Annotated in this window: 23 protein-coding genes and 4 pseudogenes; 22 read left to right on the forward strand and 5 right to left on the reverse strand. The window is 53.8% G+C overall.

All coding sequences use genetic code 11. The annotated features are described in order from the left end of the window. Nucleotides 1-159: 159 nt before the first annotated feature. Nucleotides 160-3,714 carry a hypothetical protein gene (locus tag ACHZB8_RS05180; RefSeq protein WP_316859104.1) on the forward strand — a complete coding sequence of 1,185 codons (3,555 nt, stop codon included), beginning with the start codon at nucleotides 160-162 and terminating at the stop codon, nucleotides 3,712-3,714. 316 nt (nucleotides 3,715-4,030) lie between these two features. On the opposite strand, the gene ACHZB8_RS05185 is transcribed toward ACHZB8_RS05180, so the two are convergent. Beyond that, a complete protein-coding gene (locus ACHZB8_RS05185) occupies nucleotides 4,031-4,768 on the reverse strand; it encodes a helix-turn-helix transcriptional regulator (protein ID WP_316859106.1) in 738 nt (245 codons plus the stop codon). An 89-nt stretch (nucleotides 4,769-4,857) separates the two neighbouring features. On the opposite strand from ACHZB8_RS05185, the gene ACHZB8_RS05190 reads away from it, so the two are divergent. Then, the gene (locus ACHZB8_RS05190; RefSeq protein WP_316859107.1) at nucleotides 4,858-5,394 is read left to right on the forward strand and encodes a peroxiredoxin-like family protein; all 537 of its coding nucleotides are present in this window, start codon (nucleotides 4,858-4,860) and stop codon (nucleotides 5,392-5,394) included. 157 nt (nucleotides 5,395-5,551) lie between these two features. Beyond that, the gene (locus tag ACHZB8_RS05195; RefSeq protein WP_316859108.1) at nucleotides 5,552-6,310 is read left to right on the forward strand and encodes a GGDEF domain-containing protein; all 759 of its coding nucleotides are present in this window, start codon (nucleotides 5,552-5,554) and stop codon (nucleotides 6,308-6,310) included. A 44-nt stretch (nucleotides 6,311-6,354) separates the two neighbouring features. Here ACHZB8_RS05195 and ACHZB8_RS05200 read toward each other — a convergent pair whose 3' ends face one another. Continuing rightward, nucleotides 6,355-6,555 (reverse strand): DUF3955 domain-containing protein, encoded by a 201-nt coding sequence (locus ACHZB8_RS05200; protein WP_316859109.1) that lies wholly within the window; start codon nucleotides 6,553-6,555, stop codon nucleotides 6,355-6,357. Nucleotides 6,556-6,771: 216 nt separating this feature from the next. On the opposite strand from ACHZB8_RS05200, the gene ACHZB8_RS05205 reads away from it, so the two are divergent. Together ACHZB8_RS05205 and ACHZB8_RS05210 are read left to right on the forward strand one after the other, a co-directional pair. Then, entirely contained in the window at nucleotides 6,772-7,053 is a 282-nt protein-coding gene (locus tag ACHZB8_RS05205; protein WP_316859110.1) for a transcriptional regulator domain-containing protein, read from the forward strand. Between the two features lie 52 nt (nucleotides 7,054-7,105). Then, a complete protein-coding gene (locus tag ACHZB8_RS05210) occupies nucleotides 7,106-7,564 on the forward strand; it encodes a DUF2285 domain-containing protein (protein WP_316859203.1) in 459 nt (152 codons plus the stop codon). Nucleotides 7,565-7,579: 15 nt separating this feature from the next. On the opposite strand, the gene ACHZB8_RS05215 is transcribed toward ACHZB8_RS05210, so the two are convergent. Together ACHZB8_RS05215 and ACHZB8_RS05220 are read right to left on the reverse strand one after the other, a co-directional pair. After that, nucleotides 7,580-7,867, reverse strand: a complete 288-nt coding sequence (locus tag ACHZB8_RS05215) for a DNA -binding domain-containing protein (protein WP_316859111.1) — start codon at nucleotides 7,865-7,867, stop codon at nucleotides 7,580-7,582. 90 nt (nucleotides 7,868-7,957) lie between these two features. Beyond that, nucleotides 7,958-8,110 carry a hypothetical protein gene (locus ACHZB8_RS05220; protein WP_316859112.1) on the reverse strand — a complete coding sequence of 51 codons (153 nt, stop codon included), beginning with the start codon at nucleotides 8,108-8,110 and terminating at the stop codon, nucleotides 7,958-7,960. A gap of 223 nt (nucleotides 8,111-8,333) precedes the next feature. Between ACHZB8_RS05220 and ACHZB8_RS05225 the strand changes: the two genes are divergently transcribed. The 6 genes from ACHZB8_RS05225 to ACHZB8_RS05250 all read left to right on the forward strand — a co-directional run bounded on the left by ACHZB8_RS05225 (nucleotide 8,334) and on the right by ACHZB8_RS05250 (nucleotide 13,651). Further along, complete coding sequence (locus ACHZB8_RS05225; RefSeq protein WP_316859114.1) at nucleotides 8,334-8,603, forward strand: helix-turn-helix domain-containing protein; 270 nt, start codon at nucleotides 8,334-8,336, stop codon at nucleotides 8,601-8,603. Next, nucleotides 8,604-9,707 carry a replication initiator protein A gene (locus tag ACHZB8_RS05230; RefSeq protein WP_316859115.1) on the forward strand — a complete coding sequence of 368 codons (1,104 nt, stop codon included), beginning with the start codon at nucleotides 8,604-8,606 and terminating at the stop codon, nucleotides 9,705-9,707. Continuing rightward, the gene (locus tag ACHZB8_RS05235; RefSeq protein WP_316859116.1) at nucleotides 9,704-10,192 is read left to right on the forward strand and encodes a DUF2840 domain-containing protein; all 489 of its coding nucleotides are present in this window, start codon (nucleotides 9,704-9,706) and stop codon (nucleotides 10,190-10,192) included. Before ACHZB8_RS05230 ends, ACHZB8_RS05235 begins: the two co-directional genes overlap by 4 nt. Next, nucleotides 10,189-10,734, forward strand: coding sequence for a S26 family signal peptidase (locus ACHZB8_RS05240; protein ID WP_316859118.1), 546 nt, complete (start codon nucleotides 10,189-10,191; stop codon nucleotides 10,732-10,734). Before ACHZB8_RS05235 ends, ACHZB8_RS05240 begins: the two co-directional genes overlap by 4 nt. Further along, a complete protein-coding gene (locus ACHZB8_RS05245) occupies nucleotides 10,731-11,393 on the forward strand; it encodes a lytic transglycosylase domain-containing protein (RefSeq protein WP_316859120.1) in 663 nt (220 codons plus the stop codon). Before ACHZB8_RS05240 ends, ACHZB8_RS05245 begins: the two co-directional genes overlap by 4 nt. A gap of 227 nt (nucleotides 11,394-11,620) precedes the next feature. After that, nucleotides 11,621-13,651 carry a DUF3363 domain-containing protein gene (locus ACHZB8_RS05250; RefSeq protein ID WP_316859122.1) on the forward strand — a complete coding sequence of 677 codons (2,031 nt, stop codon included), beginning with the start codon at nucleotides 11,621-11,623 and terminating at the stop codon, nucleotides 13,649-13,651. Between the two features lie 94 nt (nucleotides 13,652-13,745). On the opposite strand, the gene ACHZB8_RS05255 is transcribed toward ACHZB8_RS05250, so the two are convergent. Then, nucleotides 13,746-14,336, reverse strand: a complete 591-nt coding sequence (locus ACHZB8_RS05255; protein ID WP_316859124.1) for a site-specific integrase — start codon at nucleotides 14,334-14,336, stop codon at nucleotides 13,746-13,748. A gap of 822 nt (nucleotides 14,337-15,158) precedes the next feature. Here ACHZB8_RS05255 and ACHZB8_RS05260 point away from each other — a divergent pair. From ACHZB8_RS05260 to trbJ, 11 genes and pseudogenes are all read left to right on the forward strand, one after another. After that, complete coding sequence (locus ACHZB8_RS05260; protein WP_316859126.1) at nucleotides 15,159-15,674, forward strand: biliverdin-producing heme oxygenase; 516 nt, start codon at nucleotides 15,159-15,161, stop codon at nucleotides 15,672-15,674. A 51-nt stretch (nucleotides 15,675-15,725) separates the two neighbouring features. Next, nucleotides 15,726-16,370, forward strand: coding sequence for a hypothetical protein (locus ACHZB8_RS05265; protein ID WP_316859129.1), 645 nt, complete (start codon nucleotides 15,726-15,728; stop codon nucleotides 16,368-16,370). Between the two features lie 56 nt (nucleotides 16,371-16,426). Beyond that, on the forward strand, nucleotides 16,427-17,095 hold the full coding sequence (locus tag ACHZB8_RS05270) for an outer membrane beta-barrel protein (protein ID WP_316859130.1): 669 nt from the start codon (nucleotides 16,427-16,429) through the stop codon (nucleotides 17,093-17,095). A 19-nt stretch (nucleotides 17,096-17,114) separates the two neighbouring features. Next, nucleotides 17,115-18,062, forward strand: a complete 948-nt coding sequence (locus tag ACHZB8_RS05275; RefSeq protein ID WP_316859132.1) for a LysR family transcriptional regulator — start codon at nucleotides 17,115-17,117, stop codon at nucleotides 18,060-18,062. A 154-nt stretch (nucleotides 18,063-18,216) separates the two neighbouring features. Next, nucleotides 18,217-20,218: pseudogene (locus ACHZB8_RS05280) on the forward strand (conjugal transfer protein TraG). Nucleotides 20,219-20,228: 10 nt separating this feature from the next. Beyond that, nucleotides 20,229-20,639 (forward strand): CopG family transcriptional regulator, encoded by a 411-nt coding sequence (locus ACHZB8_RS05285; protein ID WP_316859134.1) that lies wholly within the window; start codon nucleotides 20,229-20,231, stop codon nucleotides 20,637-20,639. Nucleotides 20,640-20,875: 236 nt separating this feature from the next. After that, nucleotides 20,876-21,881: pseudogene (trbB, locus tag ACHZB8_RS05290) on the forward strand (P-type conjugative transfer ATPase TrbB). After that, nucleotides 21,878-22,210, forward strand: coding sequence for a TrbC/VirB2 family protein (locus ACHZB8_RS05295; RefSeq protein WP_316859136.1), 333 nt, complete (start codon nucleotides 21,878-21,880; stop codon nucleotides 22,208-22,210). The pseudogene trbB and the gene ACHZB8_RS05295 overlap by 4 nt, the downstream one beginning before the upstream one ends. Next, nucleotides 22,210-22,492 (forward strand): annotated as a pseudogene (locus tag ACHZB8_RS05300) (VirB3 family type IV secretion system protein). Before ACHZB8_RS05295 ends, ACHZB8_RS05300 begins: the two are co-directional and overlap by 1 nt. Nucleotides 22,493-22,504: 12 nt before the next feature. Continuing rightward, a pseudogene (gene trbE / locus ACHZB8_RS05305) lies at nucleotides 22,505-25,001 on the forward strand (conjugal transfer protein TrbE). Beyond that, nucleotides 25,001-25,762, forward strand: coding sequence for a P-type conjugative transfer protein TrbJ (trbJ, locus tag ACHZB8_RS05310; RefSeq protein ID WP_316859138.1), 762 nt, complete (start codon nucleotides 25,001-25,003; stop codon nucleotides 25,760-25,762). Before trbE ends, trbJ begins: the two are co-directional and overlap by 1 nt. The last annotated feature ends 14 nt before the right edge of the window (nucleotides 25,763-25,776 follow it).

The raw sequence follows: 25,776 nt of genomic DNA on the forward strand, positions 1-25,776 counted from the left end.
GATTGCGGGCATCGTTGTAGCGATAGCTACGGTTATCGGACTTTTAGTCAAGCTCAATAGAGGGAAGTCAATAACCACAAATCAAAACGCCCGAATCTCGGGCCAAAATAATACGGTAAATCAGAGCGCCAAGAACCGAGACGGAGACAGCTAAGTAAGTTGGGCAAGTTCAATTTTTCAGAGATTGCGTATTTTGTTAGTTCGAAGCTTAATAGAAGCGCTCAAACTGCGACCGTCAGCGGCGAACGCAACGTGGTCAACCAAACTATCAATAACTTCATCATCAGCGATGAGAGTGGTCCCACCGCCAAGCAACTGGTGGAATCCACGCAGTCGAGCCAACAGTCGGCGAGCCATACTTCATTTGCTGTTCAGACTCTAGAAAGTGATGACCGCGAAGAGATTAAACGCATTCTGGAATACCGGCAAATTGCTTCCGATGGAGATAGTTCTACAGCACTTGTCCTTTTGCAAAAGCTCACTCAGGATGTCAAATATCAATCGGGCTACTTCGGGTTTAGACTTCATTTCAACATAGGTATTATTCAGCAAAATATTGGTGAGTATGAGAAGGCTAGCACATCACTTAGGCTAGCACACTCTTTGTGTCCAGAAGATAAAAAAGCCCAAACCGCACTAGCTCTTGCTGAGCTACTCGACGGGGAGTGTCTCACTGCATTTGACCGAAGCTTTGATTTGTTGAAACATGACGGCGATCATCGGAGTTTGGCAGCTAGTGTCCTCTGTCACTCGGCGCGAAAACTTGAATCTAAGGTGGTTCTTGAGGAGACAATAGACAAAGACCTGTCTTCTCCCGAAGTCATCGCTGCGTATCTGGAATACCTTCGCGATATACGACCTGACGATTACCGAGAAACCCTGATAAAAGCTTTCGAAGATCATAATGAGTTCGATGCGATAAGGTCTTTATGGGCGTTAGAATCGCTCAACGATGCTAGGCAAAACCAAGCATTCTTGCTGGGTGCAGTAATGCCTGAGGGCTTTGAAGATCGCCTCGCTGAATCTGCTGAAATACTCAAAAAGGAATTGGAGGAGGCCCTCGAACTTCGACCTGCTAATAAATTGCTTCTCCCATCCCAAGCAAACAACGCTGCTGTCGCGCTACGTCTGTCAGGCAGAGTGTCTGAAGCAGCGCAGCTCATCGATAGAACGCTTTCCGAGCACCGAGATCTCCTTGATCAACTTGCCCAAATCCGAGCAGTATTGTTTCTACAGGAGGACAAGGACATCAAGGCGCTAGAACTGATCCGTCCCTTGTCAGACTGCGCCGAGCTGCAAATTATGGCATCAGAGATAGAGGCAAAACTTGGCGATCATGCAACAGCACTGGGTAGAATAGAAGCGGTTCTTGACAATGAGCTTCCCGCCGAACTGTTGTCGCTGGCCCTTGAGACCAAGGGGCGAATAGCGATCAACTATATGCTGCAAGAACCAGCTGATCAGGCAATAGAAGAGCTGACCGCAATTTCTTCCGAAAAGAATGAACTTTTGTTGCTGCGCTCGGCCTACGAACGCGCCTTCGTCATTCATACTGATAAGGATCAATTTGAAGAATTACCCATTGCCGTCTCTTCCGAAACAAAAGATGAGCGGAAGTTGCTGGCTTCACTCAAAAATGCCGATGATTGGGATTTTGCTACTGTTCTCATGACCGCAGATGAGCTGCTGGCCCGAGGATTCTTTCGGGAATGCTCTGATTTGCTAAAAGGAAGAGTGAGATTTTCTTCAGAAAGTCCAGCTTTGAGTACTCTATGCGATGCTTGTTTGCGCGGTCATTTGGGCCGCCTTTCCAAGGAGATCAACGAAGCTCTCTCTCAAAGTGTAAAGAACTCCGTTTTCGGATGGAGGTTTGCTGCTAATGTCGCCATTCTGAATGGTGAAGTTGCAAAGGCCGTGCCTCTAGCCAGAAAGCTTTTTGAGCACAGCTCTGGTTCAATCAGTGCTTTGGACTGGTATGTGCAGTCGCTCTTGCGAACCAACGCCAGAGAAAGGATTCATCGCCTCATTAATAGCCTGAACGACTCCGAGCTAAGTGGCACGATTGGTGATAGATCCCAATATGTAAAAATCTTGGTTTTCTGTGGTGAGGTCGAGAGGGCTCGTTCATTCGCCTATAGGCTATTCTGCGAAAACCAGAATGATCACCGCGCCTGGATGGCACTAAGTGCTAGTGTTCTCGCCTTTGGACGCCCATTTCCCTCCGACGACGATTTCAAAATTACAACCATCCAAGAAGATGCGACATTTGAAGTCGAGAAGCCTGATGGAACTCGGCAAACTTTCACGATTGAAATGCACGAAGATTTGTACAATCTTCGAGACGGCAACATCAAACTAAGTCACCCCGTTGCCATGGCCGCGCTTGGTAAGGCATCTGGCGAAAGATTCCATTGGCCTCTGAAAGGAAATGGCGAAGCAACCATAGTCTTTGTCAAACACAAGGTTTTGGCAGCGTTTCATCAAATCATAGAGAGGTTTGAGGAGCAGTTTCCAGAAGCATCGGGTTTCAAATCAGTATCCGTCAACTTTGAGAATGAGAATGGTCTTGATGAGATGAAGTCGGTTCTGCGGGAGCGCGCCGAATATTCTCAGCAGAAGGCGCAGGAGTATTCCGAAGGTTCTTACCCTATATACATCCTCGGCTTTCATCTTGGTATTGACCCGATAGATGCAATTCTTGGTCTGAAAAGCGATTGTGGAATTGCTCCTAAGGTTTCGTCTTGCTCGCAGAAAGATCAAAATGACGCAGAGAGAGCTCTGACCATAGCAAGAAAAAACGGACTAATTGCAGATGCCAGTGCATGCTACTTGATCCGAAGGTTAGGCATCGAAAAAGCAATCGAAGGCGAATTTGGGAAGATTGGAATTACACAAGAAACCATCGATATTTTTCTTCGGAGACTGGATAATTGTGAGAGTTCGATTTTTCATGATACCGAGACTGGTGCCCCAAAGGCTGGCAATATTTCCGTGCGCAATGGGCGCATTGTCCTAACCGAGCTTTCCGAGTACGAAGTCAAATCCAAAATGGAGCTGATACGCTCTGATCTGGACTGGCTAAAGAATGAGTGCGCATTGCTTCCCGCAGTCCCCAAGGCAGATCCAGCCGATATCATTCTTGACTTTCGGCAGCAGGACGGCGGACGCTTCTTCGATGACATATTCGCCGCTAACGGTGCTGATCGTTTGCTGCTTTCTGATGACTTCCACCTGAGGAGATGGGCTGACGAATTCTTTGGTGTCAAAGGTGCTTGGATCCAAGCTCTTTTATTTCACTTGGAAAGTTCTGGTCACCTCGAAACGCGGGATGTTGTGAAATGCACTCTTCACCTTCAAGGACTGGGTGAAGATGCGCTCAGCACCAATTCATACAGAGTTTTAGTAGCTGCTGAACTGCTTTCAAGTGGTGAGCTTTCAGAGCGTGAGTTTACGAAATTCGTCACGCTTTTGGGTCAAAAAGGTGCGGGTATGAGCTCCCATATTCAGGTTACGGTTAGCGCTCTACGAGGACTCTGGACGACGAAAAGTCTGATAGCAGTGAAAAATCAGGCGACGAGTATAATTCTTCGAAACTTAATTCGCTTTCAAGGTTCCGACAGTAAGGAGGTTTTGAATACTGTTCAAGCTATGTTACGAAACACTGAAGCTAGCGACTACATTTCTGGCTGGCGGATCGGCCATTTTCTGGCCTAGCGAATATTTTCGCTTTAGCCGAAGAATTTTACATTGGGCATCCCCATTGGCCTCGTTCGATCATAAAGTCACTTTAGATCGAAATTGCTGAATTCAGGACGACAATGTCCACTCCCCAAAGTGCCGTAAATTTCTCTCGCCTACGGAGAGCGTCCGCAATCCACCCGAACAGATCACGATGGCCAGAGCGGGTTTCGAGAGCTTTCGAAGGGCTGCTTTAGTCAGTGTCACAAGAGATCTCAGATCTGCGGTAAATGTCTTGCAATCCGCCCCGACTGGCCATTCTGGGTTTATTTTGTTACCTGCATCTATATAATTAGCTTGGAAAGCTGGCCAGGTGATCCGAGCCTTTCACGCAAACGTCGGACGGCAGCACTCCTTCTGCCTCGTGAAAGGCACGCGAGAAGGCGTCGGGTGAACCATAGCCATAGGACCGTGCGACCTGTCCGACACGCTCTCCACGCTGAAGCGCTTCTCTAGCTCGGTCGAGCCTCCAATGACGTAGATAGCTGATCGGGGTTTCGCCGACTGTGGTCCGGAAGCTGCGCATGAAGGCGGCGCGAGACATGCCTGCGAGATCGGCAAGATCGGCTGCTTGCCAATTGCGTCCTGGATTGTCATGCATCGCAACGATGGCGCGGGCCAAGCGCGGATCGGAGAGACCAGCCAGTGGTCCTGACTTTATGTGTCCCGCAGCGATTTCATCCCTGAGGAGATGAATGATCATCGCTTTGACATAGGCATCGCGTAGCGCACGCGTTCCGCATCGTGGATCCTGTGTTTCCGATACCAGAAGCCGGGCGAGGGCTTGCGCTTCGCCCTTGAGTGTCAGGGTTTCACCGACGAGGGCAGAGAAGGGGCCTTGGGTCGCAGATGGCGACAGGGTGATGGACACAATAGAACGATCTGATGGACCAACTATGACTTGGCTTACGTCATCAGAGATCGAAAGATCTGCCGTCTCTTCGGGTCCGGCATAAACCGCTTCAACGGATATTCCTTGAATGAGGCTGGCGAGCCTATCAAGTGCGGCACAGGGATTTTTGATACTCATTGTCGGACTTTCTGGACTTTGTCCAGCTAATCGTATCCTATCCTGCAGGTCATCGCAATTCCCTTTGTTTTGATCATCAGGAGTCACCCATGTTGATGCCACGCCAGAAAACACCAGATCTGTCCCTTCCAACTGTTGGTGGAGGGCAGTTTGCCCTCTCTGACGAAAAGGCCGATCTCGGAACCATCATCTGCTTTTATCGCGGACTGCATTGCCCCCTTTGCGCCACCTATCTCAAGGAACTGGAACGGTTGACACCGGATTTTGCCGAACGAGGCATCACGACGGTCGCGGTTTCCTCAGATCCGGAAGACCGGGCCGCCGAGATGGCCAAACGCATCGGAGCGTCCTCTCTGCGTATTGCCTACGATTTGCCTTTGAAGGAAGCGAAAGATTGGGGGCTCTATATCTCCACGTCGCGAGGTAAGTCATCCATCGGCATCGAAGAGCCCGCTCTTTTCTCGGAGCCGGGCTTGTTCCTGATCACTCCTCAGCAGACACTCTACTACATGTCGGTACAGACCATGCCGTTCGTTCGGCCTCATTTCTCGGAGCTTTTGGCCGCGACGGATTCAGCCATCAAGAAGAATTACCCGGCGCGTGGGGAATATACCGGCGCACTGTAAGGCCGCAGAACTACTTGAGAGCGGTCGAACAGGACCGCTCTTTCAAGAAAACCGGCAATATATCGAAAAATCGCAACTGAGTTTTACCGTAAATTAGCAGGGCGCATTGTAAAGACAGCCGCACCAAGGATTGATAGGTATAGAGCGAAGGGAATTTATGTCGAACGCAGAGAAAAAAGCGAATTGGAAGATTTTTCTTGTTGCTCTGGCAGTTACCCTGCTTTCTTTGTTCTTGTCCCTGCTTGTGACCTATATCGTCACGCATATCCTTCATGGCTATATGAACCATACCTCAGTAGTCATCGCCACCATTGTTCCCACCGTTGTCGCTGGTCCGGTTACCTGGTTCGTCGAGAGCTATAGGCAGAAAGCCAACGACGCTCTTGCTCGCTTGCAGGTACTCAAGGATGAGCTGGAGCATCAGGCCAATCACGATACGCTGACAGGCATCCTCAACCGTCGCAGCTTCATTGCCGGAGTTGCGGACAAGACGGATGGGGTTTTGATTTCCATCGACGTTGATCACTTCAAGCGCATCAATGACACCTATGGTCATGCAGCAGGCGATATGGCTTTGGTGCAAATCACACAAGCGATCTCGAATGCGGTGCGCGAAAGCGATCTGTTCGCACGCTTGGGCGGTGAGGAATTCGCTGTCTTTGCCAATGACGCTTCCTATGAGAATGCCAAGGATCTGGCAGAGCGCATTCGCCTTTCGGTCAATGCCGTCGACTTCTCGCCTGAAGAAGGCGTGCACCACGAACTGAGTGTCAGCATTGGCTCGGCGTTCGGTTCAGAGAGCAAAGACTTCGATGCGATGGTGGCTCTTGCTGACCAACGCCTTTACTACGCCAAAGAAAATGGCAGGAACCGAGCCATCTTCCCGGACGTAGGCGATCTGAAACAGGTGGCTTAGCGCAGTCGCATCGTTCACACCCTCAAAACACCAAACTCTGGACCTCATCTCTTTCTGAAAAGAAAGGATGAAAGAAACAGGACTATTCCTAGCAGGAAGAACAGGGCGCTGAGTGGTACGAACCAGCTTTCTTGGAGAATGCCATTTTCATCCACTCTCGCTCCATAGAAGACGCGCTCGGCTATCCAGTAAGCAAATGAAAGAGCTAGGAAAACAATCCCGCCCAGCCTGATCTTCTGCCTCATCTTTTGTTCCCCCACTGCAATCTCGGTGGTTGGGAAATCCTATAAGATGGAGTTGGCAAAAGGATGGCCGCTGATTGCTGGCAGAGTGGCGCAGGGTGTCATATGGGTTAAATTAAGTGATATTGATATAACTAAATCTCAGCTACCGAAGACCACATATTCCCTGAAAATGATCGGTTGGACACTGAATTGAACCAACCACATCAAGGAAACGCCATGCAGGATCTGGATTGGCGGAGTCCGGGGGCTTATCAATACACCACTCGTCTCGATGCTGCCGGTTTCGCATGGGAATATCTTCGCCGCAATGACGCATATCGGCGCGACTGGCAGTTGCACAACGAGCCGCCCATGTCGCAAGACAGTCAAAAGGCTTTTCCTCAACATTGGGGGTTATTGTTTCCCGCAAGACCCGGACATCTCATCAGACGAGCAACTTCTGTTTTGGTCTCCTCACATGCTGCCGCAATCCGTGGCGCTTGTGCCTGTGCAAGTTGAAGGGGGTAATGGTCAGACGGCTTTCGAACTGACTAAGCTCACGGACGTGAAGATGAAGCAGGTCGGGAATACCTGTCATGGCATTTGGCGCGTTACTGGTGCGGAGCATCGCTTCTCAGTTCCTTGCAGGGATGCCGCCAAAGCCAGCCTTTACGCATTCTATCTGCCATTCGACAGATATCTAGAGCTCCGAATCCATGCAGCGAGGTGCTTTTGGCGCTCTCTCAACAACTGCGCTTCTGGCCCGGATTATCGGCTCATGCCCGATCAAATGAGGCAATGGCACACGCTCTCTTTGCGATCGCTTGATGGACGACGGAAAGGTGCCAGCTATAGAAAGCTTGCCGAACAGCTATTGGCATTTCGGGGGCGCAAGGAAGACTTTGAAGTGGATCCTCGCAAGAACAGGGCGCGCCGACTGGTAGCTCATGGCAAGAGAATGATGCTCGGAGATTACCGGCAGCTTCTTCACTATCCGATCAAACCGGCACCAAACAGCAAAGGCGAATAGCTAGAGCGAATGTCTTCACCGGTTCCGGCGTTTTCCGGCTGCCTGTGTCAGGATGGTCCTATATCCGATCTTTGAGAGCCATTGGGCTCGATCCAAATGGCTTTTCCAGCAGCGATAGCTTCGCTCGGCTTCATCAGCGGCATCGCGGTGTAGGATGATCCTGGCGACTTCATGCCAATCGGCTCCCACTTTTTCGGCATCAAGCAGGCGCAGATAGGTCACGAAATGCTGCTCATCATAGGGAGTGACAATTTCACCTGTTGGAGCTTCGTCAGCAACATCTGGATCGATTGGTGTTTGCATCAGCTTCCCCTTCCATTCAGAGGAGGCATGGCTTGCGGTGCGCCCCCGCAATAGCCTCTCTGACCCTGGTGATCGGGGAGTTCGAAACCGTCACGAAACGGCCCCGTGGCCTTTAGGCAGGAAGCCCTGGACATACGCCACAGGCTCCCCGACCAGAAGGTCAAGGAGTGTGATGCTGTCACGGCCAGCACCAACCTTTCGTGAGGGGTTTCGACGCCCCGGAGCAGCGCGTCTCTGCTCCATCTTCTTTCCTATCTCAATCGCACGAAGATGTCTTGTGATTTGCTTGCCCGATACTTCGTCCGTTTGAAAACTCTCCGGTTTTCCACTTTGAACCGATGTTTAAGGGGTGCCGCGAATAGAGCGTCTCAAATGCGGCACGCTACAGAGCGTGTTGCTCTCGCCATGCTTCTCCATAGCTCGCTGTCCTCCGATAGCGGCACCTTTGAACATATGGAGATATGCCATGGTCAAGCTCGATCCCGATATGCCCTCACGCCTGCTGCGAACGCAGGAAGCCGCTCACTTTTTAGGGCTCTCTCTCCGAACTCTCGAAAAGCATCGCACCTATGGTACCGGGCCGACCTACCGAAAGATTGGCGGCCGCGTGGTCTATTCCGTTGAAGACCTGCAAGCCTGGACTGAGCAGGGCGCTCGCAGATCCACCAGTGAACAGACATCGAGAAAGGTCTTTCCCGCTCGTCCACTGACTGCCGAAGAGCGGGGGAAGCTTTGAATGACTGCGCACAGAACGGATCATTCTGATCGGCGTGAAGAACGCTACCAGCTTTCCCCCTTTGTCATCTCGTCCAGCAGCCCCTACTTGCGCGATCAGCGGGATCTCATGGAGCGGCCCTTCTTTTCTCTGGCAAAGAGCCCACGTCTGAAACCGATCTGCTACAAGCAGGCCGACATCGAGATTCAGGTCTTCGGAATGCCGGACCACGGCATGGCGACAATATGGGATGCAGACATCCTGATCTGGGCCGCCAGTCAGATTGTCGCCGCTGAAAATGCCGGGGAGCACAGCTCGCGGCGGCTGCATTTCACGCCCTATCAGTTGCTGAGAGGCATTGGGCGCCAAACGGGGAACCGGCAATATTGTCTGTTGAGGGCCTCACTGGCGCGCCTGCAGTCAACTGTCATTGCCACCACCATCCGCAATGGAACTCGTTGGCGTTGTCGCCAATTCTCGTGGATCAACGAGTGGGAAGAGCGGACCACCATCAATGGCCGTGTCGAAGGCATGGAATTTGTCCTGCCGGAATGGTTCTACAACGGGGTCATGGACCACTCTTTGGTGCTCTCGATCGATCCTGCCTATTTCCGGCTGAAGGGAGGGATCGAGCGTTGGCTCTATCGCATCGCTCGCAAGCATGTGGGGCATCAGCAAGAAGGCTGGCACTTTGATATTGCCCATCTGCATCGAAAATCAGGAAGCCTTGCCCGTGTTTCCGATTTTGCTCTGGCGATTCGCAGGATCGCAAGACAACAACCTCTGCCGGGCTATCGGCTCGGGCTCGGTACTCTCAAAGGTCGGGAGGGGCTCTGGATCCTTCCCCTCATTCCGCGCACAGGCACTGTAGATAAGGCTGTGGATGCATCGGGTGAGAATATCGGCACATCACACGCAGCGACCATCGGTACATCAGACGCAACCCTATCGGCACATCAAACGCACGAACAGGCTGCAAGCACTTGTTTCAATGATGGAAACACCGACCGTAACTTATCTAACAGTGACTCTAACAGCTTTTCTTCTGTTTCAGAGGCAAGTGGATATCTGAAGGAGAGTGCCACTTCTATGCCGCCAGCAGGTCCGCGGAGGACATTGCCATGACAGAGGCAATGTCAAAGGATGCACCATTTCTGACGCTGGTTGATCTGACGTTCGAGAAGAACAGGATCGAACATTGGATCCGCTTCGGGCACAAGAGCTATGAAAAGATCCTCGACCCATACCGCAGCATCATTGGCTTTAAACAGGACGCAGTCTTTGCTTTCGTCCGCTGGGCCTCGAACGGCTATGGCACACAAGTCTCTCGCATCGACATCATCAAGGCCGTCGGCAAGGGAGACGCCTGTCAGACCGTGCCCTGTATCCGTCCTGGCGGCATCATTCTGCTGCGCCTGAACGGATGGCCGAAGGTCCAGCGTGCCTTGATAGCGATCGACAGGGTGGAAGCAATTGGCATCAATCCCGCTGATGCTTCGCCGGAACACTGGCGGCAGGTCCATAACCGGCTGAAAGCGGGGGAAGATCCTGATGGCTACTCAATCGAGCGTCATACGGCCTGGCTCGCACGGCAAAGGATCGCACCATGAGACGCTTTGCTTATGCCGCCGTTGCCATTGCCGCAGCCGCTGTTGTCGCTTCACCCTTCTTCTTCGCACCGCAGCTGAAACTTGTCTGGAATGTCTCGGCCAGTGCACCCATTGGGCTCTATATCCTCAGGGAACCTGTCGGACACGACGTCACCGATCTCGTTGCCGTTAGGCTGCCAGAGAAGTGGCAGGCTTTTGCCGTTGAGCGTGGCTATATCGGCAATGGTGCGCCTCTGTTGAAACGCATTGTGGGCCTGCCCGGTCAAATGGTCTGCCGTCTCAATGGCTCCATAACTGTCGATGAGGTGACAATGGGCCATGCCCGTGAAGCGGATCAACAGGGCCGGTTGCTCCCGACATGGGATGGATGCCAGACGATCGATCAGGATGAACTATTCCTGATGAATTGGCAGATTGATGACAGTCTTGATGGTCGGTATTTCGGTCCCTTGCCTGCAAGCTCGATTATCGGTCTTGCGCGACCGCTCTGGACCGACGAAGCGGGCGATGGCCGTTTCGAATGGCGGGCTCCAACACAATGAGTGTTCCTCACCTCATCGGTTCTGAGAAACATCGCGCAGCCTTGCTGTGTAGCGGCTTCCTGTTTCTTGCGGCGAGTTTCGCACCTCTGGCATCAGCTTGCGCTGGGGAGGCGATTGCCGCTTCTTATGCTGTTCATATTGCTGAGGCTGCGCGACACTTTTCCTTTCCGAAAGACTGGATCATTGCAATCCTTCAGCAAGAAAGTGGAGGCAAGGAAGATGCGGTGTCGCCCAAAGGTGCCATGGGACTGATGCAGCTCATGCCTGACACCTGGACCGACATGAAGCTCCGCCATGACCTTGGCGACGACCCCTTTGATCCGCGCGACAATGTCTTTGCTGGCACGGCTTATCTCAGTTTCCTTTGGGATCGCTATGGCACCATCGAAGCCATGCTGGCCGCGTACAATGCGGGACCAACCCGTTACGAGGATGCACTTCAAAACAGCCGAGGTCTCCCAGCCGAGACGCAGTCCTATATTGCGGATCTTGCACCCACGCTTCGAGGCACGATTCCATTCAGCCAACAGCAACTCGCCAGCGATTGGCGTGAAGCAGAGCTGTTCGCGGGTCACCAAGGGCGTGATGAGCAGGCCGGAAAAGTGGGTTTCGAGCCGCATGCAAGCGGGCTCTTTGTCTTTGAAGCTCTTGCAGACTGAGAAGGTCAGGAAAGCGAAAATCTCTGAGGGAAGGGGAGGGCAAGATAAAGGAAACCGGCACTCCCAAGAGGCGGTTTCTAAAATTCTTGTTGTCTGCACGTCGGTTAGCGGCTGCCTTGCGGCACCCCGTTTTATGCGGATTGGTGCCGCTGGCTTTTTTAAGTCTCTGAATTGTTGGGAATTTCGACGGCACCAACGGGCCGTTGAGCAAAAATCGGGAGCAGACCATGGCAATTGACGATGAAAGGAGCTTTCGGCCAAAAGCCAGTTCTGTGCGCTCTGATATTCCGCGGCTCGGTAAGGCGAAGAGCTTTCTAACAGTAGCGAAGAAGATCGCTCGCCAGCATGGTAACCGCCCATCAAGGTCGGCCTTGCTTTCGGGGGTGGCGAAAAACAAAGGTAGACCGGAAGGTCGACAGATTGGCTCCGGCGTAAAGCGGGGTAGAGGAACGGCCTTTGCCAGGTCACGCTCGCTATCCGGTGGCTGGCGATACAGTCGATCCGGAATACGTCGCGTCATCGTCAAGGCGCGTTATGTGCGCGAGGCCGGCCGGAATGGGCGAGGCGCTGCGCATCTGCGCTATATTCAGCGTGATGGCACAGCGCGCGATGGCGAACGTGGTCAGCTATATTCCGCAGAAGAGGATCAGTGTGACGGCGGTACATTTCTGGAACGTGGCCGCGAGGATCGCCATCAGTTCCGGCTGATCGTATCTCCAGAGGATGGGACTGAACTCTCTGACTTGACCGGTTACACCCGTGACCTCATGAGCCGTATCGAGGAAGATCTTGGAACAAGATTGGACTGGGTGGCGGTCAACCATCACAATACCGGTCATCCCCATGTGCATGTTATCATCCGAGGGGCGGATGGGCTGGGCGAGAATCTGGTGATCAATGGTGACTATCTCGCCCATGGCATTCGCGAGCGGGCAAGCGAGCAGGTGACGCTGGAATTGGGGCCCGTCTCAGAGCTTGAACATCGCCACAAGATCGCACGTGAGATCGATCAAGACCGCTTCACCCGGATAGATCGAGCATTGGTTGGTAAGGCGACCAACAATTTTGTCGATCTGCGGCATGGCGATGATGAGGTGCCAAACAGCATTGATCGGAGCCATCGGTTACGCCGCCTCTCAAAACTTGCAAAGATGGGCCTAGCCAAAGAGCTGGACCTCGGCGTCTGGGAGTTAAAGCCAGACCTCGAGGCAACATTGCGGGAGATTGGGGAAAGAGGGGATATCATCCGCACGATGCAAAAGGCGCTGAAGGCTGAGGGCATGGTCAGGGATCCTTTGGCTCTCGAAATCCATGACGCCTCCACCTCAAAGCGGATCGTCGGGCGCATCCTCGACAAATATCTCAGTGATGAACTTGGCGACAGGATCAGCCTTGTTATCGATGCCATTGATGGTCATACACATCACGTCTCAGGGATCAATCCCGAGATGATCGAAGATGCCAGGATTGGCAGCGTCATTGAGTTAGGGCCAACAGAAGCAGGTCTTCGAAGATCGGACAGAGCAATCGCGACGCTCGCTGACAATGGCATCTTCCGACCCAGCATTCACTTGGAGCGATTGGGCAATGGCAGCGATCGCGAAACCTATGTCGCCGCACACGTCCGTAGACTAGAGGTCTTGCGGCGCGCTGGACTTGTCGAGCGCATCGACGCTGACCACTGGCGTATCCCTTCCGACTTTGAGGAACGAACCTTGGCCTTCAACGCAAGCCGAAACCGTCAGACCACGATCCGTGTCCTCTCGAATTTTGACCTCGAAACGCAGATCGGATCTGATGGGGCGACCTGGCTTGATAGACGCCTGCTGGCGACAGACGCTGGAGACCTATCCCTGTCGGGGTTTGGCAATGAAGTGCGTGCCGCCATGGCGGCCCGCCGGGAACATTTGATCGAGCAGGGGGATGCTTCGCGTCAGCGCAATGGGCGAATTCTATATCGGCGCAATCTTCTATCAGTCCTGCAAGACAGAGAAGTGGGCCGTGTCGGTGCCGAGCTGTCTGCAAGCAGTGGATTGCCATTCAGGCCTACCCGCGATGGTGAGAATGTCAAAGGAACCTTCAAGGCTACCCGACAGCTCGCAAGTGGGAAATTCGCTCTGATTGAGAAGGCCCATGAATTCACGCTTGTTCCCTGGCGCCCCGTGATGGATCGGCAATTAGGCCAGGAGATGTTTGGCCAGATGAGCGGGGGAACTGTGTCATGGAAGTTTGGTCGGCAAAAGGGGCTGGGGCTTTGATACTGACCGCTTCAACCGGAGGCTCAGGAGCCTCCGGCCTTGTCTCTCATCATCGCCAATTGGTCCTCTGGCAGATGATGAAAGCCATGTTGGATCACCACATCCGATCAGCAAGAGCGAGCTCTTCCTTACCGATTGCGGTTGCGTAAATCGCTGTCGTATTCATGGATGCATGTCCCATCCATTTTTTCAGCATATGAAGCTGAATACCGGAACGGATAGCATGAATGCCGTACCCGTGCCGTAGTCCTTTGGGGCTTGCCTGCATACCGACAATGCCAGCGTCATCCATCACCCTTTTGACCCAGCGATAGGCCGTTGTTCTGGCCAGAGGTCTGCCATTGTAGGACCACAGGAATTTCGTGTGAGCATGAACCATATTCTTCTGAATGGTTCTGATGCCATGCACGCATTCAAGTGACTCGACAAGAGCTGGAGGAATGGGGACTTCCCGCATCACATGTCTGTTGCGTTTTTTCAGGCACCGGACGGAAATCAGCCGTGAATCCAATTGTACTGCTGCTACCGTCAATTCTCGCGCTTCGGAGAGGCGAATGCCTGTATAAAGCAGGGTCAGGCAGAAGGATCGGATATCACAATCGCTTTGGCTCGCAGCCTTGATAAATCGATCCCTCTCTTCGGGGTTAATATAAAGGCGGTTGTTGTATTGGTCATACAGCCGCATACCATTTTCTATCATTTATTACCTGTGGGGCTTTCTCTTGCCAAATGATGGCACTGGTTTCTCGTAATACTGTTACTCGAAAATCCGCCCTGGTCCGCGTGGCTGTGGCGATTACTTTTTCTGTGAAACAGTATTACTAATTTTGTTCCAGTGACGAAAAAGCCTTATTCTATATCACCTTAGCAACAGGCGTAGATTTCAGATAACTGCTTTTACTACTTATGGCAAGTAGTAACTCTACGTATTAATTTGTAAAACTCAGAATTAGTAATTTTGTTTCATGTATTTGTTCGACCTGAATGAGGAGGGGGTACGTTTAGAGACAGTATTTATGTGTCTATTGTGCCTCATTTGCTGCTGGTTTGGGTGGCGGTGTACGCGATTTTATTTTACTCGCGGCTATCCAGATAGAATTGTTTGCACCGATCCTTCCTTTCTCTCCGAAATAAAACACTAGGTGAGAAAAGTAGGGTCTTCTTCTAACACTCTGGAGGAACGTGACTTTTGTTCGCCTTTGCCTTTTAGCGAAGGCTGAAACCAGCGAGGGGACGCGGGTCACGGTGAGCCAGAGTGGGCCGCCTCGGTGTGGGGCCGGGGCGGCGATAATATGCGGTGGGCAGACATCGAGGCCCTTCCAGCATCACTTCTCCGTGAAGACGTTGCCGGGAGGGCTGAGTTTCAGCAGTTCGAACAAACGGAAATTGCCTTGAGTTTGGAAACTGAGGTGATTCAATGAATATTGGGACTGCTCCATCAACTGCCCCCAAAAGACCGAGATCTAGAACACATAATCTGTGGCGGACGGTGAACCCGGTCCAGGAAATGCTCGATCAGCTGATCATGGAGATCGATCCGTTCTCTTCGCGTGAGCAATATCTCAAGTTTCTGAAATCGCAATATCGGTTTCATTTTCTCACGGACATTTACTACACCAGCAGTTGCCTTCTCTCGATCATCCCCGATATCAGACACAGGCGTCGCTTGCCTCTTATTCGTCGCGATATTGTCGATCTGGGAGGCGAGAGGTTTGAATTGCCGCTTGTTCGCGATTGCAAGGTCGATATTCCAACCGCCCTTGGCTGGCTGTATGTCGCTGAAAGCGCAAAACTCGGCTCCGCCTTCTATCTGCATAAGATCGCTCTTCTCGGGCTGACAAAAGAGTGCGGAGCAGGTCATCTGTCTCAAAATGCCGAACTATGTGGGCTCCATTGGAGAAAATTTGCTGCGGCGCTCGATGCGGCTGACTTTTCTGACTTTGACGAAGAAAGGCTTTTGGTCGGTGCTGAGCAGGCCTATGAGAACATGCTCTTCTTGATCAAGCACAACTTCTTTCAATAGCGCGTTTCCGAATTCCTCAAACGAAAATTTGTATTCGAAAGGAGTTGAGCAATGACCAGTTTAAATGAGTTTGATGTTTCGTTTGCGCCAGAAATACCACTGACGATTGCGGGAACTGGTCGGCAAATCGCCAAAGATGACGAGTTTCTCATCAATCTCGTCTTGGCCATCCAAGCGAGCCTGATTTCTCTTCTTGAGGAGACAAATCTGTTCGGTGGGCAAGATCACTATCTTCGCTATCTGCAAATTTATCGCCAGTTTTGTCTGCATCTTCACCCCGCATATTTGTCACCTTCTCTGCAGCCTCACTTCAATGAAATCGACAACGGGCCTCTGGTGACGTCTCTGACTTGGGACCTGTCCGACCTGACCGGAAAGCCGCCTCCAGATTTGCGGTCGATGCAGCCATCGTTGCTAACAGCGAAAGCGCCAACTGCCTTGGGCTGGATCTTGGTGGCTGAAGTCGTTGAGGCTTTCTCTCCTCTCTTTTGTGCGCGAGCCAATCTCATTGGGTTCGACCAGAATTTTGGAGCAATCCACCTGCACCGAAATACACGCGAAGCACAGGCCAGATGGCGTCGGGTTTTTGTCGCGGCACAGAAGGTTATTGAGGCTGACTGCAATCACAGCGAACTGCGAGAAGCTGTTTTTCAGGCCATGCACAGATTGAAGCTTTTGATGGCGGCCACGTCCTGACGTCGGTGCGCCCCGCTTGTCGAAATCCTCATCACTTACATCCAATGGAGACCAAGATGTTTCAACGAATGTTCCTCATGCTTGGCGCTTGCGCGCTTATGGTTCCTTCTCTGGCAACTGCCGCAGATCTGCCAGCATCAAACCCTGTCGTCGAGAACACAAAGCGCTATGGCGCTGATCTCTGGGAGGGGTCATATGTCGGCGCCTATGGCGGCTACAGCTGGAACGATGCCGAGGTGTCATTCCCGTTGATATTCCCCGGCGCGACGAGAGTTGTGTCGACCTCGTTTGACTATGACAAAGGCCGTATCGGCGGCTTTGCGGGTTACAACTGGATATTTGCTCCGTCCTTCTTGGCGGGTATCGAAGCTGACCTCGGTAAAGACTGGTCAAGCTACGAGACAGGAATACTGGATTTCCAGCATGGCATGAATTGGAGCGCCCGTGGGCGGCTTGGATACACAATGGATCGTGCATTGGTCTTTGTGTCCGGTGGCTACACAGGCATGAATGCCGAATTTTCCGGTGCCCAGAACGAAGACATGACCTTCCATGGCTGGACGCTCGGAGCAGGTCTGGACGTTGCTTTCACGAAAAGCATCTTCGGTCGAGTGGAATACCGGTACAATGACTATCAGGACAGTACGGTCAATTTTGGCTCCACCCCTGTCACAACCGATCCCTCTCAGAACATGATCAATATTGGTATTGGAGTGAAATTCTAGATCGGCAGGAGGTTCGCCTATGAAACGTGGCAGGACCAAACTGCTTGCCCGCATTTCTCTCGGCAAACGGGTGCCGATGACTGCTCTCATTCAAACACTGGCAGTCGCAGAATATCTCAGCTTTCAAGGGGCAGCGCGTGCACTCGGCATCAGCCAATCCAGTGTCAGCATGAGAGTAAGGGACTTGGAGCAGGAGCTGGGGATCCTGCTCTTTGAGCGTTCGACCCATGGCGTTCAGCCCACGGAAGCCGGACGTCATTTCGTGGCGGAAGTCGATAGTGCGCTGGAAACATTGGAAGCGGCAATTCTATGTGCAGGGAGCCGGGCTCGAGGGGAGAAGGCCGATTTGCGTGTCGGCATCTATTCCCTTGTTCCCGGCGGCTTTCTCGATCGCCTGTTCAAGCGCTTCAAGGAGGAAGCGCCCCTCGTGCATTTCGAAATTTCCGAAGGCACCGCACGGGAAGCATTATTCATGCTAAGAGAGGGCAAACTCGATATTGCCTTCATGGCTTGCAATCAGGAAATCCCCGATCTCAATTCCCGAACCATCTGGAGCGATGAAATTCTGGTCGGCTTGCCCCTTGATCACCCGCTCACGACCCAGAAGAAAATCACATGGAAGGATCTGGCGCAGCAGACTTTCCTTACTCGGCGCGGAGGCACAGGTCCTCAGATCCATGATTTGATCATCGCACGGTCCATGGGCCGTTGGCCCATACCCGAAATCCTCAAGCTGAAAATCGGCTATGGCACTTTGCTCTCTCTGATCGAAGCAGGATGTGGCATCTCGCTGTTTCTCAAGGAAGCCTCCCTTTTGAGAGCCCGCGATGTTGTCTTCAAACCCATCCATGACGAAACCGAACGGATCACTTTCTCTGTCGTCTGGTCGCCAAACAATCACAACCCGGCCATGTCTCGATTGCTCAAACTCGCGATGGATATGGATCCGGACAACAAAGGCCCATAGAGATCTCTAAGGGCGAGCGAGTGCATGCGTTCTCCCAGTTTGTCCGTTTCGCCCTCTGGCATATCCGTTTCTACTCTCGTCTCACAACCACTCTTGCCAAGGACATGACCGCAGCTGCTTCTTTGGAAACTATTTCTTTTTCTGAGGAGCCTTCATGCGTGGCAGCCGTATTCTCTGGGGCCAGATTGCGCTCGTCCTTGCGGTCATTTTGATGATGGTCTGGCTGGCGACCCAATGGACAGCTTGGCGGCTGGGTTTCCAGATCCAGCTTGGAAGCCCTTGGTTCAAGCTAGGCAATTGGCCGATCTACTATCCACCCAACTTCTTCTGGTGGTGGTTCACTTTCGACGCCTATGCTCCCGACATCTTTGTTGAAGGCGCTCTGATCGCAGCATCGGGCGGCATTCTATCGATTGGCATTGCCATTCTCATGGCAATCATGCGGGCGCGAGAAAGCCACGAGGTCGCCACATATGGCTCGGCGCGATGGGCAAGAGACGAAGAAATCAGCGAAGCAGGCTTGCTTGATCACGATGGCGTTATCCTTGGCCACCATGACAAGGGCTATTTGCGCCATGACGGACCCGAGCATGTCCTCTGCTTCGCGCCAACCCGAAGCGGCAAGGGAGTGGGCCTGGTCATCCCCACTTTGCTGACATGGCCCGGCAGCTCAGTGATCCATGACATCAAGGGAGAAAACTGGAACTTGACCGCAGGCTTCCGGGCGAGGCATGGCCGAGTCCTGCTGTTTGATCCGACCAACCCCAATTCTTCCGCCTATAATCCGTTGCTGGAAGTGCGAAAGGGTGAATGGGAAGTCCGGGATATCCAGAATATCGCTGATATCCTCGTCGACCCCGAAGGCAGTCTCGACAAGCGTAATCACTGGGAGAAAACCAGCCATTCCCTTCTGGTTGGTACCATCCTGCATGTGCTCTATGCGGAAGCCGACAAGACACTGGCGGGTGTTGCAAACTTCCTTTCCGATCCGAGGAGGACTGTTGAGACTACACTCCATGCCATGATGACAACACCGCATCTCGGAGATGCCGGAACCCACCCGGTCGTTGCATCAGCCGCAAGAGAGCTTCTCAACAAATCCGAAAATGAGCGCTCCGGTGTCCTCAGTACCGCCATGTCGTTTCTGGGGCTCTATCGGGATCCCGTCGTTGCAACAGTGACCTCCCGATGTAACTGGCACATCGCCGATCTCGTCAGTGCGGACAAACCGGTCAGCCTCTATCTCGTCGTGCCCCCATCGGACATCAATCGCACCAAACCTCTCATCAGGCTCATTCTTAACCAGATCGGACGGCGCCTCACGGAAGAACTCGAGAGCGCGGGCAAGCGCCATCGACTGCTCCTGATGCTTGATGAATTCCCGGCGCTCGGAAGGCTCGACTTCTTTGAATCGGCTCTTGCCTTCATGGCAGGCTATGGCCTCAAGTCCTTTCTGATCGCCCAGTCTCTCAACCAGATTGAACGGGCCTACGGCCAGAATAATGCCATTCTCGATAATTGCCATGTCCGGGTAGCCTTCGCCAGCAATGACGAGCGAACAGCCAAACGCATCAGCGATGCTCTGGGAACCGCAACCGAGTTGCGCGATTCAACCAACTATGCTGGCCATCGTCTCGCACCATGGCTCGGACATCTGATGGTGTCTCGACAAGAAACTGCCCGACCGCTCCTGACGCCCGGCGAAGTCATGCAATTGCCGCCCGCCGATGAAATCGTCATGCTCGCGGGAACGCCCCCATCAGGGCAAGGAAGGTTCGCTATTATGAGGACGCTCGGTTCAATGAACGGCTGCTTTCTCCTCCAGATATGAGCTATCGCTTTGATGCGAACGGATCCAGAGATGGTGCATGGGCTGGTCCCATGATCAAGGCTCCCTCTGTGCTAGGGGGAAGAGCCGACGCCGTCTGCGAAGGAAGATGGCGCCAATGCAGGCATAAGGCGTGAGCCGGAGTTACCGCAGCACGAAGAGATCCTGTCGTCCCCAACAGCCTGCCTCTCATGAATTCGACATTCTTGATGATGAACCCGATAGCGAAGCCATCAAGGCAAGATCCTTGCGGCAATCTATGCGTCACTCTACGCGGATGATTGCGCGGCAGGCCTCCATGAACCCCGACGACGGTATCGAGCTATAGGGAGGTTTGCATGAAACGAAGCCGCATGAATGTCTATTTCGATCCCAAATTGCTGAGCCAAGTTGAAGCCCTGGCAATGCGGCGCAATGTTTCCAAATCGGCGGTGATCGAAGCCGCTGTGGCTTCCTTTCTTTCTGGCGACAGCGCCGAGCATATGGAAGCTGCGCTCTCTCGTCGGCTCGACAGGGTAGGGCGTCAGATCGGAGGGTTGGAGCAGGACGTTGCCATTCTCGGCGAGACCATGTCTCTCTTCATCCGCTTCTGGCTATCGGTGACACCCCCATTGCCCGACAATGCCAAAGCGTCAGCACGGGCACAGGGAGCAGAACGCTTTGACGCCTTCATGCAGAATCTTGGCCGCAGAATTGCCAAAGGGGACCGTTTCCTGCGAGAAGTTTCATTCGACATTCCGCAGATGTAAGCTTTGACGTGCCCGATGAAGCTATGGATGAGAGCCAGAATCAGGATGACGACAAGGGGCTCTGAGACAACAGTTAGGGCTTGAGCTGCTGTTTTATGCCCATCCCATTTGCCCGTCGCTTCTCGCCCATCTCCGCATTCAGGGAAAAGGACTATTGTCTCGCCACCAAATCCGGTTTTCTTAATTGACCCCTACGCGAGGCGCAAAGGGTGTGCCTCGCCTTGAGCGGGGCAAGCATGACAGGAAATCACGAACAATCAGAGGCTGTTGCGAAGCCTGAGACCCAAACAGTTGCGCGCGGTGCACGGATGTTGCGATCCGCTCTTGGGCCAGCCATTGCGCATCTTCTTCGCGATGACAGGATCATCGAAGTGATGCTGAACCCGGATGGTCACATCTGGGTTGATCGACTGTCTGAGGGATTGGCCGACACAGGGGAATGCCTGTCCGCTGAAGATGGCGAGCGGATCATCCGACTGGTTGCCCATCATGTCGGGGCAGAGGTTCATACCCGCAATCCCCGTGTTTCTGCAGAACTCCCGGAAAGTGGCGAGCGTTTCGAAGGCTTGCTCCCGCCTGTGGTCTCTGCGCCGACCTTTGCAATCCGCAAACCCGCCGTCGCGATCTTCACGCTCGATGACTATGTCAGCCAATCCATCATGGAAGACTGGCAAGCCGACATCCTGCGCAATGCGGTCCGCTCGAGAGCCAATATTCTCGTTGCCGGTGGCACATCGACCGGCAAGACGACCCTGACCAATGCGCTTCTGGCCGAGGTTGCCAAAGAGGCCGATCGCGTTGTCATCATCGAAGACACCCGCGAACTGCAATGCGCCGCTCCCAACCTTGTCGCCATGCGAACCAAGGATGGTGTTGCCTCCCTCTCGGATCTGGTGCGCTCGTCCCTTCGGCTGCGTCCTGACAGGATCCCCATCGGAGAAGTCAGAGGGCCAGAAGCTCTCGATCTGCTCAAGGCATGGGGGAACCGGACATCCAGGTGGCATCGGTACCATTCATGCCGGATCCGGGCTTGGCGCACTCCATCGTCTGGAACAGCTCATTCAGGAAACCGTCGTGACCGTTCCGCGCGCCCTCATTGCGGAAACCATCGATCTTGTCGCAGTCCTCGCTGGACGCGGTTCAGCGCGCCGGTTGGTCGAGCTCGCTCGTGTTGATGGCCTACAATCCGACGGCTCCTACCACATCACCTCAGCCTTTCATAAAAAAGGAGATCGTGCATGATCCCCCAATTTCTGCCTGCTCGCAGATGTGCAACCATATTTGCTTCTTCCGTTCTCACCGCTTTGCTGCTTGTCCCCGCAGCAAGGGCGGCCGGCTCTTCCATGCCATGGGAGGCTCCCCTTGAGTCCATCCTTGAATCCGTGGAGGGGCCGGTCGCCAAAATCATTGCGGTCATCATCATCATTGTGACCGGCCTGACGTTGGCATTTGGCGACAGCTCAGGTGGCTTAAGGCGGTTGATCCAGATCGTCTTTGGCCTTTCCATCGCCTTTGCCGCTTCCAGTTTCTTTCTGTCTTTCTTTTCCTTCGGCGGCGGAGCGCTTGTCTGATGACCAGCGCCTTCGAACAGCTTGATGCCGTGCCGGGTTTTTCCATTCCCGTCCATCGGGCCCTGACCGAGCAGATCCTGCTCGGTGGGGCACCCCCGTTCCATCGCCATTCTCAATGGAACGCTCGCCGGAGCCATGGGGCTTGGTTTGCGCCTCTGGCTGGTCGGTCTGCTCATTTGGTCGATCGGTCATTTTCTGGCGGTCTGGGCTGCAAAGCGAGACCCGCTCTTTGTCGATGTCGGTCGCCAACATTTGCGCATTCCAGCGCATCTCACTGTTTGACGGAACCTTGCGATGATGAACCTTGCCGAATACCAAACCCGAAACATCAGGCTTGCGGACTATCTGCCATGGGCCGCGCTGGTCGAGGCTGGCGTGGTGCTCAACAAGGATGGAAGCTTTCAGCGAAGCGCAAAGTTTCGGGGGCCGGATCTGGACTCCGCTGTGGCAGCCGAACTGGTTGCCGTGTCAGCTCGCATCAACAATGCCTTCCGGCGCCTCGGCTCTGGCTGGAGCATTTTCGTTGAAGCACAGCGCAATCCCTCTTCAGCCTATCCGGACAGCCTTTTCCCCGACGCAGCCTCGGCTCTGGTGGATGCTGAGCGCAAGGCAGATTTTGAAGGCGAGGGGCAAGGCACCGGACGAAATCATACGGGCAGGGAGCATTTTGTCTCGGACTATCTCCTGACCCTTCTCTGGCTGCCACCAGCAGAGGATGCCAGCCGGACAGAAGGTTGGTTCTATGAAGGCCGCGAGCAAGCTGGCGTCAATCCTCACGAGCTGTTGCGTAGTTTCATGGATCGCACCAATCGCATTCTGGCCCTCATGGATGGTTTCATGCCCGAATGCCGCTGGCTCGACGACGCCGAAACCCTGTCTTATCTCCATTCCACAGTCTCAACCAACCGGCATCCCGTTCGTGTTCCGGAGGTGCCGATCTATCTCGATGCCTTGCTTGCAGATCAGGCTTTGACGGGAGGTCTGGAGCCGCGCCTCGGTGACCAGCATCTGCGGATCCTCACCATCACCGGTTTCCCAACTGCGACCACGCCCGGCATTCTTGATGAACTCAACCGGTTGTCTTTTGCCTATCGTTGGAGCACACGGGCAATCCTTCTCGATAAGACTGAAGCAACACGCCTCGTCACACGAATCCGCAGGCAATGGTTTGCCAAGCGCAAGAGTATTGCCGCCATTCTCCGCGAAGTGATGACCAACGAGCAATCGGCATTGGGTCGATACCGATGCCGCCAACAAAGCGGCTGACGCCGATATGGCGCTGCAGGAGCTGGGTAGCGATATCGCTGGAGTTGCCTATGTCACTGCGACCATCACCGTCTGGGATGAAGACGCAAATGCTGCGGAAGAAAAGCTCCGACTGGTCGAGAAGGTCATTCAGGGACGGGACTTCGTCGCCAAACCCGAAACCCTCAATGCCGTGGATGCCTGGTTTGGAAGCTTGCCCGGTCACACCTATGCCAATGTCAGGCAACCGCCGATCTCGACCCTCAATCTCGCCCACATGATCCCACTGTCTGCCGTATGGGCGGGCCCGGAACGCAATGACCATCTCGGTGCGCCTCCATTGCTCTACGGCAAGACCGAGGGCAGCACGCCGTTCCGGCTTTCCCTTCATGTCGGCGATGTCGGTCATACGCTCGTCGTCGGGCCAACGGGTGCAGGCAAGTCAGTGCTTCTAGCCCTGATGGCCCTGCAGTTTCGCCGTTATCAGGGCTCACAGGTCTTTGCCTTTGACTTTGGCGGATCCATCCGGGTGGCAAGCCTTGCCATGGGCGGTGATTGGCATGATCTGGGAGGAAGTCTGGCAACAACGCCGGAAACGTCGATTGCTCTGCAACCCCTCAAGGCCATTCACGACACCTATGAGCGGGCTTGGGCTGCCGACTGGATCGTTGCGATCCTGACGCGTGAGCGTCTCGAGATCACCCCAGAAGTGAAGGAATATCTCTGGACGGCTCTGACCTCTCTGGCATCCGCACCAGTCGAAGAACGCACCCTTACCGGCTTGAGCGTCCTGCTCCAGTCCAACGATCTCAAGCAGGCCTTGCGGCCCTATTGCATCGGAGGGGCCTATGGCCATCTTCTTGATGGGGAGAGCGAAGAACTCGGAACCATGGATGTGCAGGCTTTCGAGATTGAAGGCCTGATCGATACCGGTGCAGCCCCCGCTGTCCTGTCCTATCTTTTTCACCGCATTGGCGATCGTCTTGATGGTCGCCCGACCTTGCTCATCATTGATGAGGGATGGTTGGTGCTTGATGATGATGCCTTCGCCGGTCAGTTGCGAGAATGGCTGAAGACGCTGAGAAAGAAGAATGCCAGCGTCGTCTTCGCTACGCAAAGCCTCTCCGATATTGACGGCAGTGCCATTGCCAACGCCATCATCGAAAGCTGCCCAACCCGGCTTATGCTACCCAATGAGCGCGCCGTCGAACCCCAGATCACGGCGATCTATCGGCGCTTTGGTCTTAATGACAGGCAGATCGAAATCCTCTCCCGAGCCACGCCGAAGCAGGACTATTATTGCCAGTCCAGACGCGGCAACCGGCTCTTTGATCTGGGCTTGAGCGAAATTGGTCTCGCCCTCTGCGCTGCTTCCACCAAATCCGATCAAGCCGATATTGACCGGCTCTTTGGCCAATCCGGGCGGGATGGGTTTCTGGAAGCATGGCTTCGTCATCGCAAGCTCGATTGGGCGGCCGACCTCATTCCCGATCTCACCAATATCTCCCGTACATCCCGCAATCCAAATGACAAGGAAGGGCACTGATGACCAATCGAACTTCCCGAACAATTGCATTGCGACTGGCAACCGCGTTGATGACGGCGCCTGTTGTGGTCCCCGCACTTCTGGTGCCAACCGTCTCCGCAGCCTGGATCGTTTATGACCCGACCAATTATGGGCAGAATGTCCTGCAGGCGGCACGGGCCCTTGAGCAGATCAACAATCAGATCACGTCCCTTCAGAATGAAGCGCAGATGCTGATCAATCAGGCTCGGAATCTCACCAGTCTGCCCCATTCCTCTTTGCAGCAATTGCAGCAAAGCCTGCAGCAGACCCAGCAGCTTCTGAATGACGCCCAGAATATCGCCTTCGATGTGAATGCCATCGATGACGCCTTCACCTCCCGCTATGGTGATATAGAAATCTCGGCAACGGACGCAGAGCTCATCAGAGAAGCACGAACCCGTTGGGAGAATACGGTGGCCGGACTTCAGGACGCCATGCGCGTTCAAGCAGGTGTCGTCTCCAACATCGACAGCAACCGTTCCGAAATGTCTTCGCTGGTCGTCCAGAGCCAGAGCGCCACCGGTGCGCTACAGGCAACGCAGGCGGGCAACCAGATCCTTGCCCTTCAATCCCAGCAGCTCTCAGACCTCATCGCCATGCTCTCGGCCAATGGTCGTTCAGCCGCTCTGAGTGAAGCCGAGCGTGCAACGGCGGCAGAACAGGGGCGTATCCAGCGTCAGCGTTTCCTAGCACCGGGCTCGGGCTATCAGCAGGGCAATGCCCGTATGTTCAACAACTGACAAGACAAGCGGGG

Origin of the sequence: uncultured Cohaesibacter sp. (assembly GCF_963556055.3) — a bacterium.
In the GTDB taxonomy this organism is placed as follows: Bacteria; Pseudomonadota; Alphaproteobacteria; order Rhizobiales; family Cohaesibacteraceae; genus Cohaesibacter.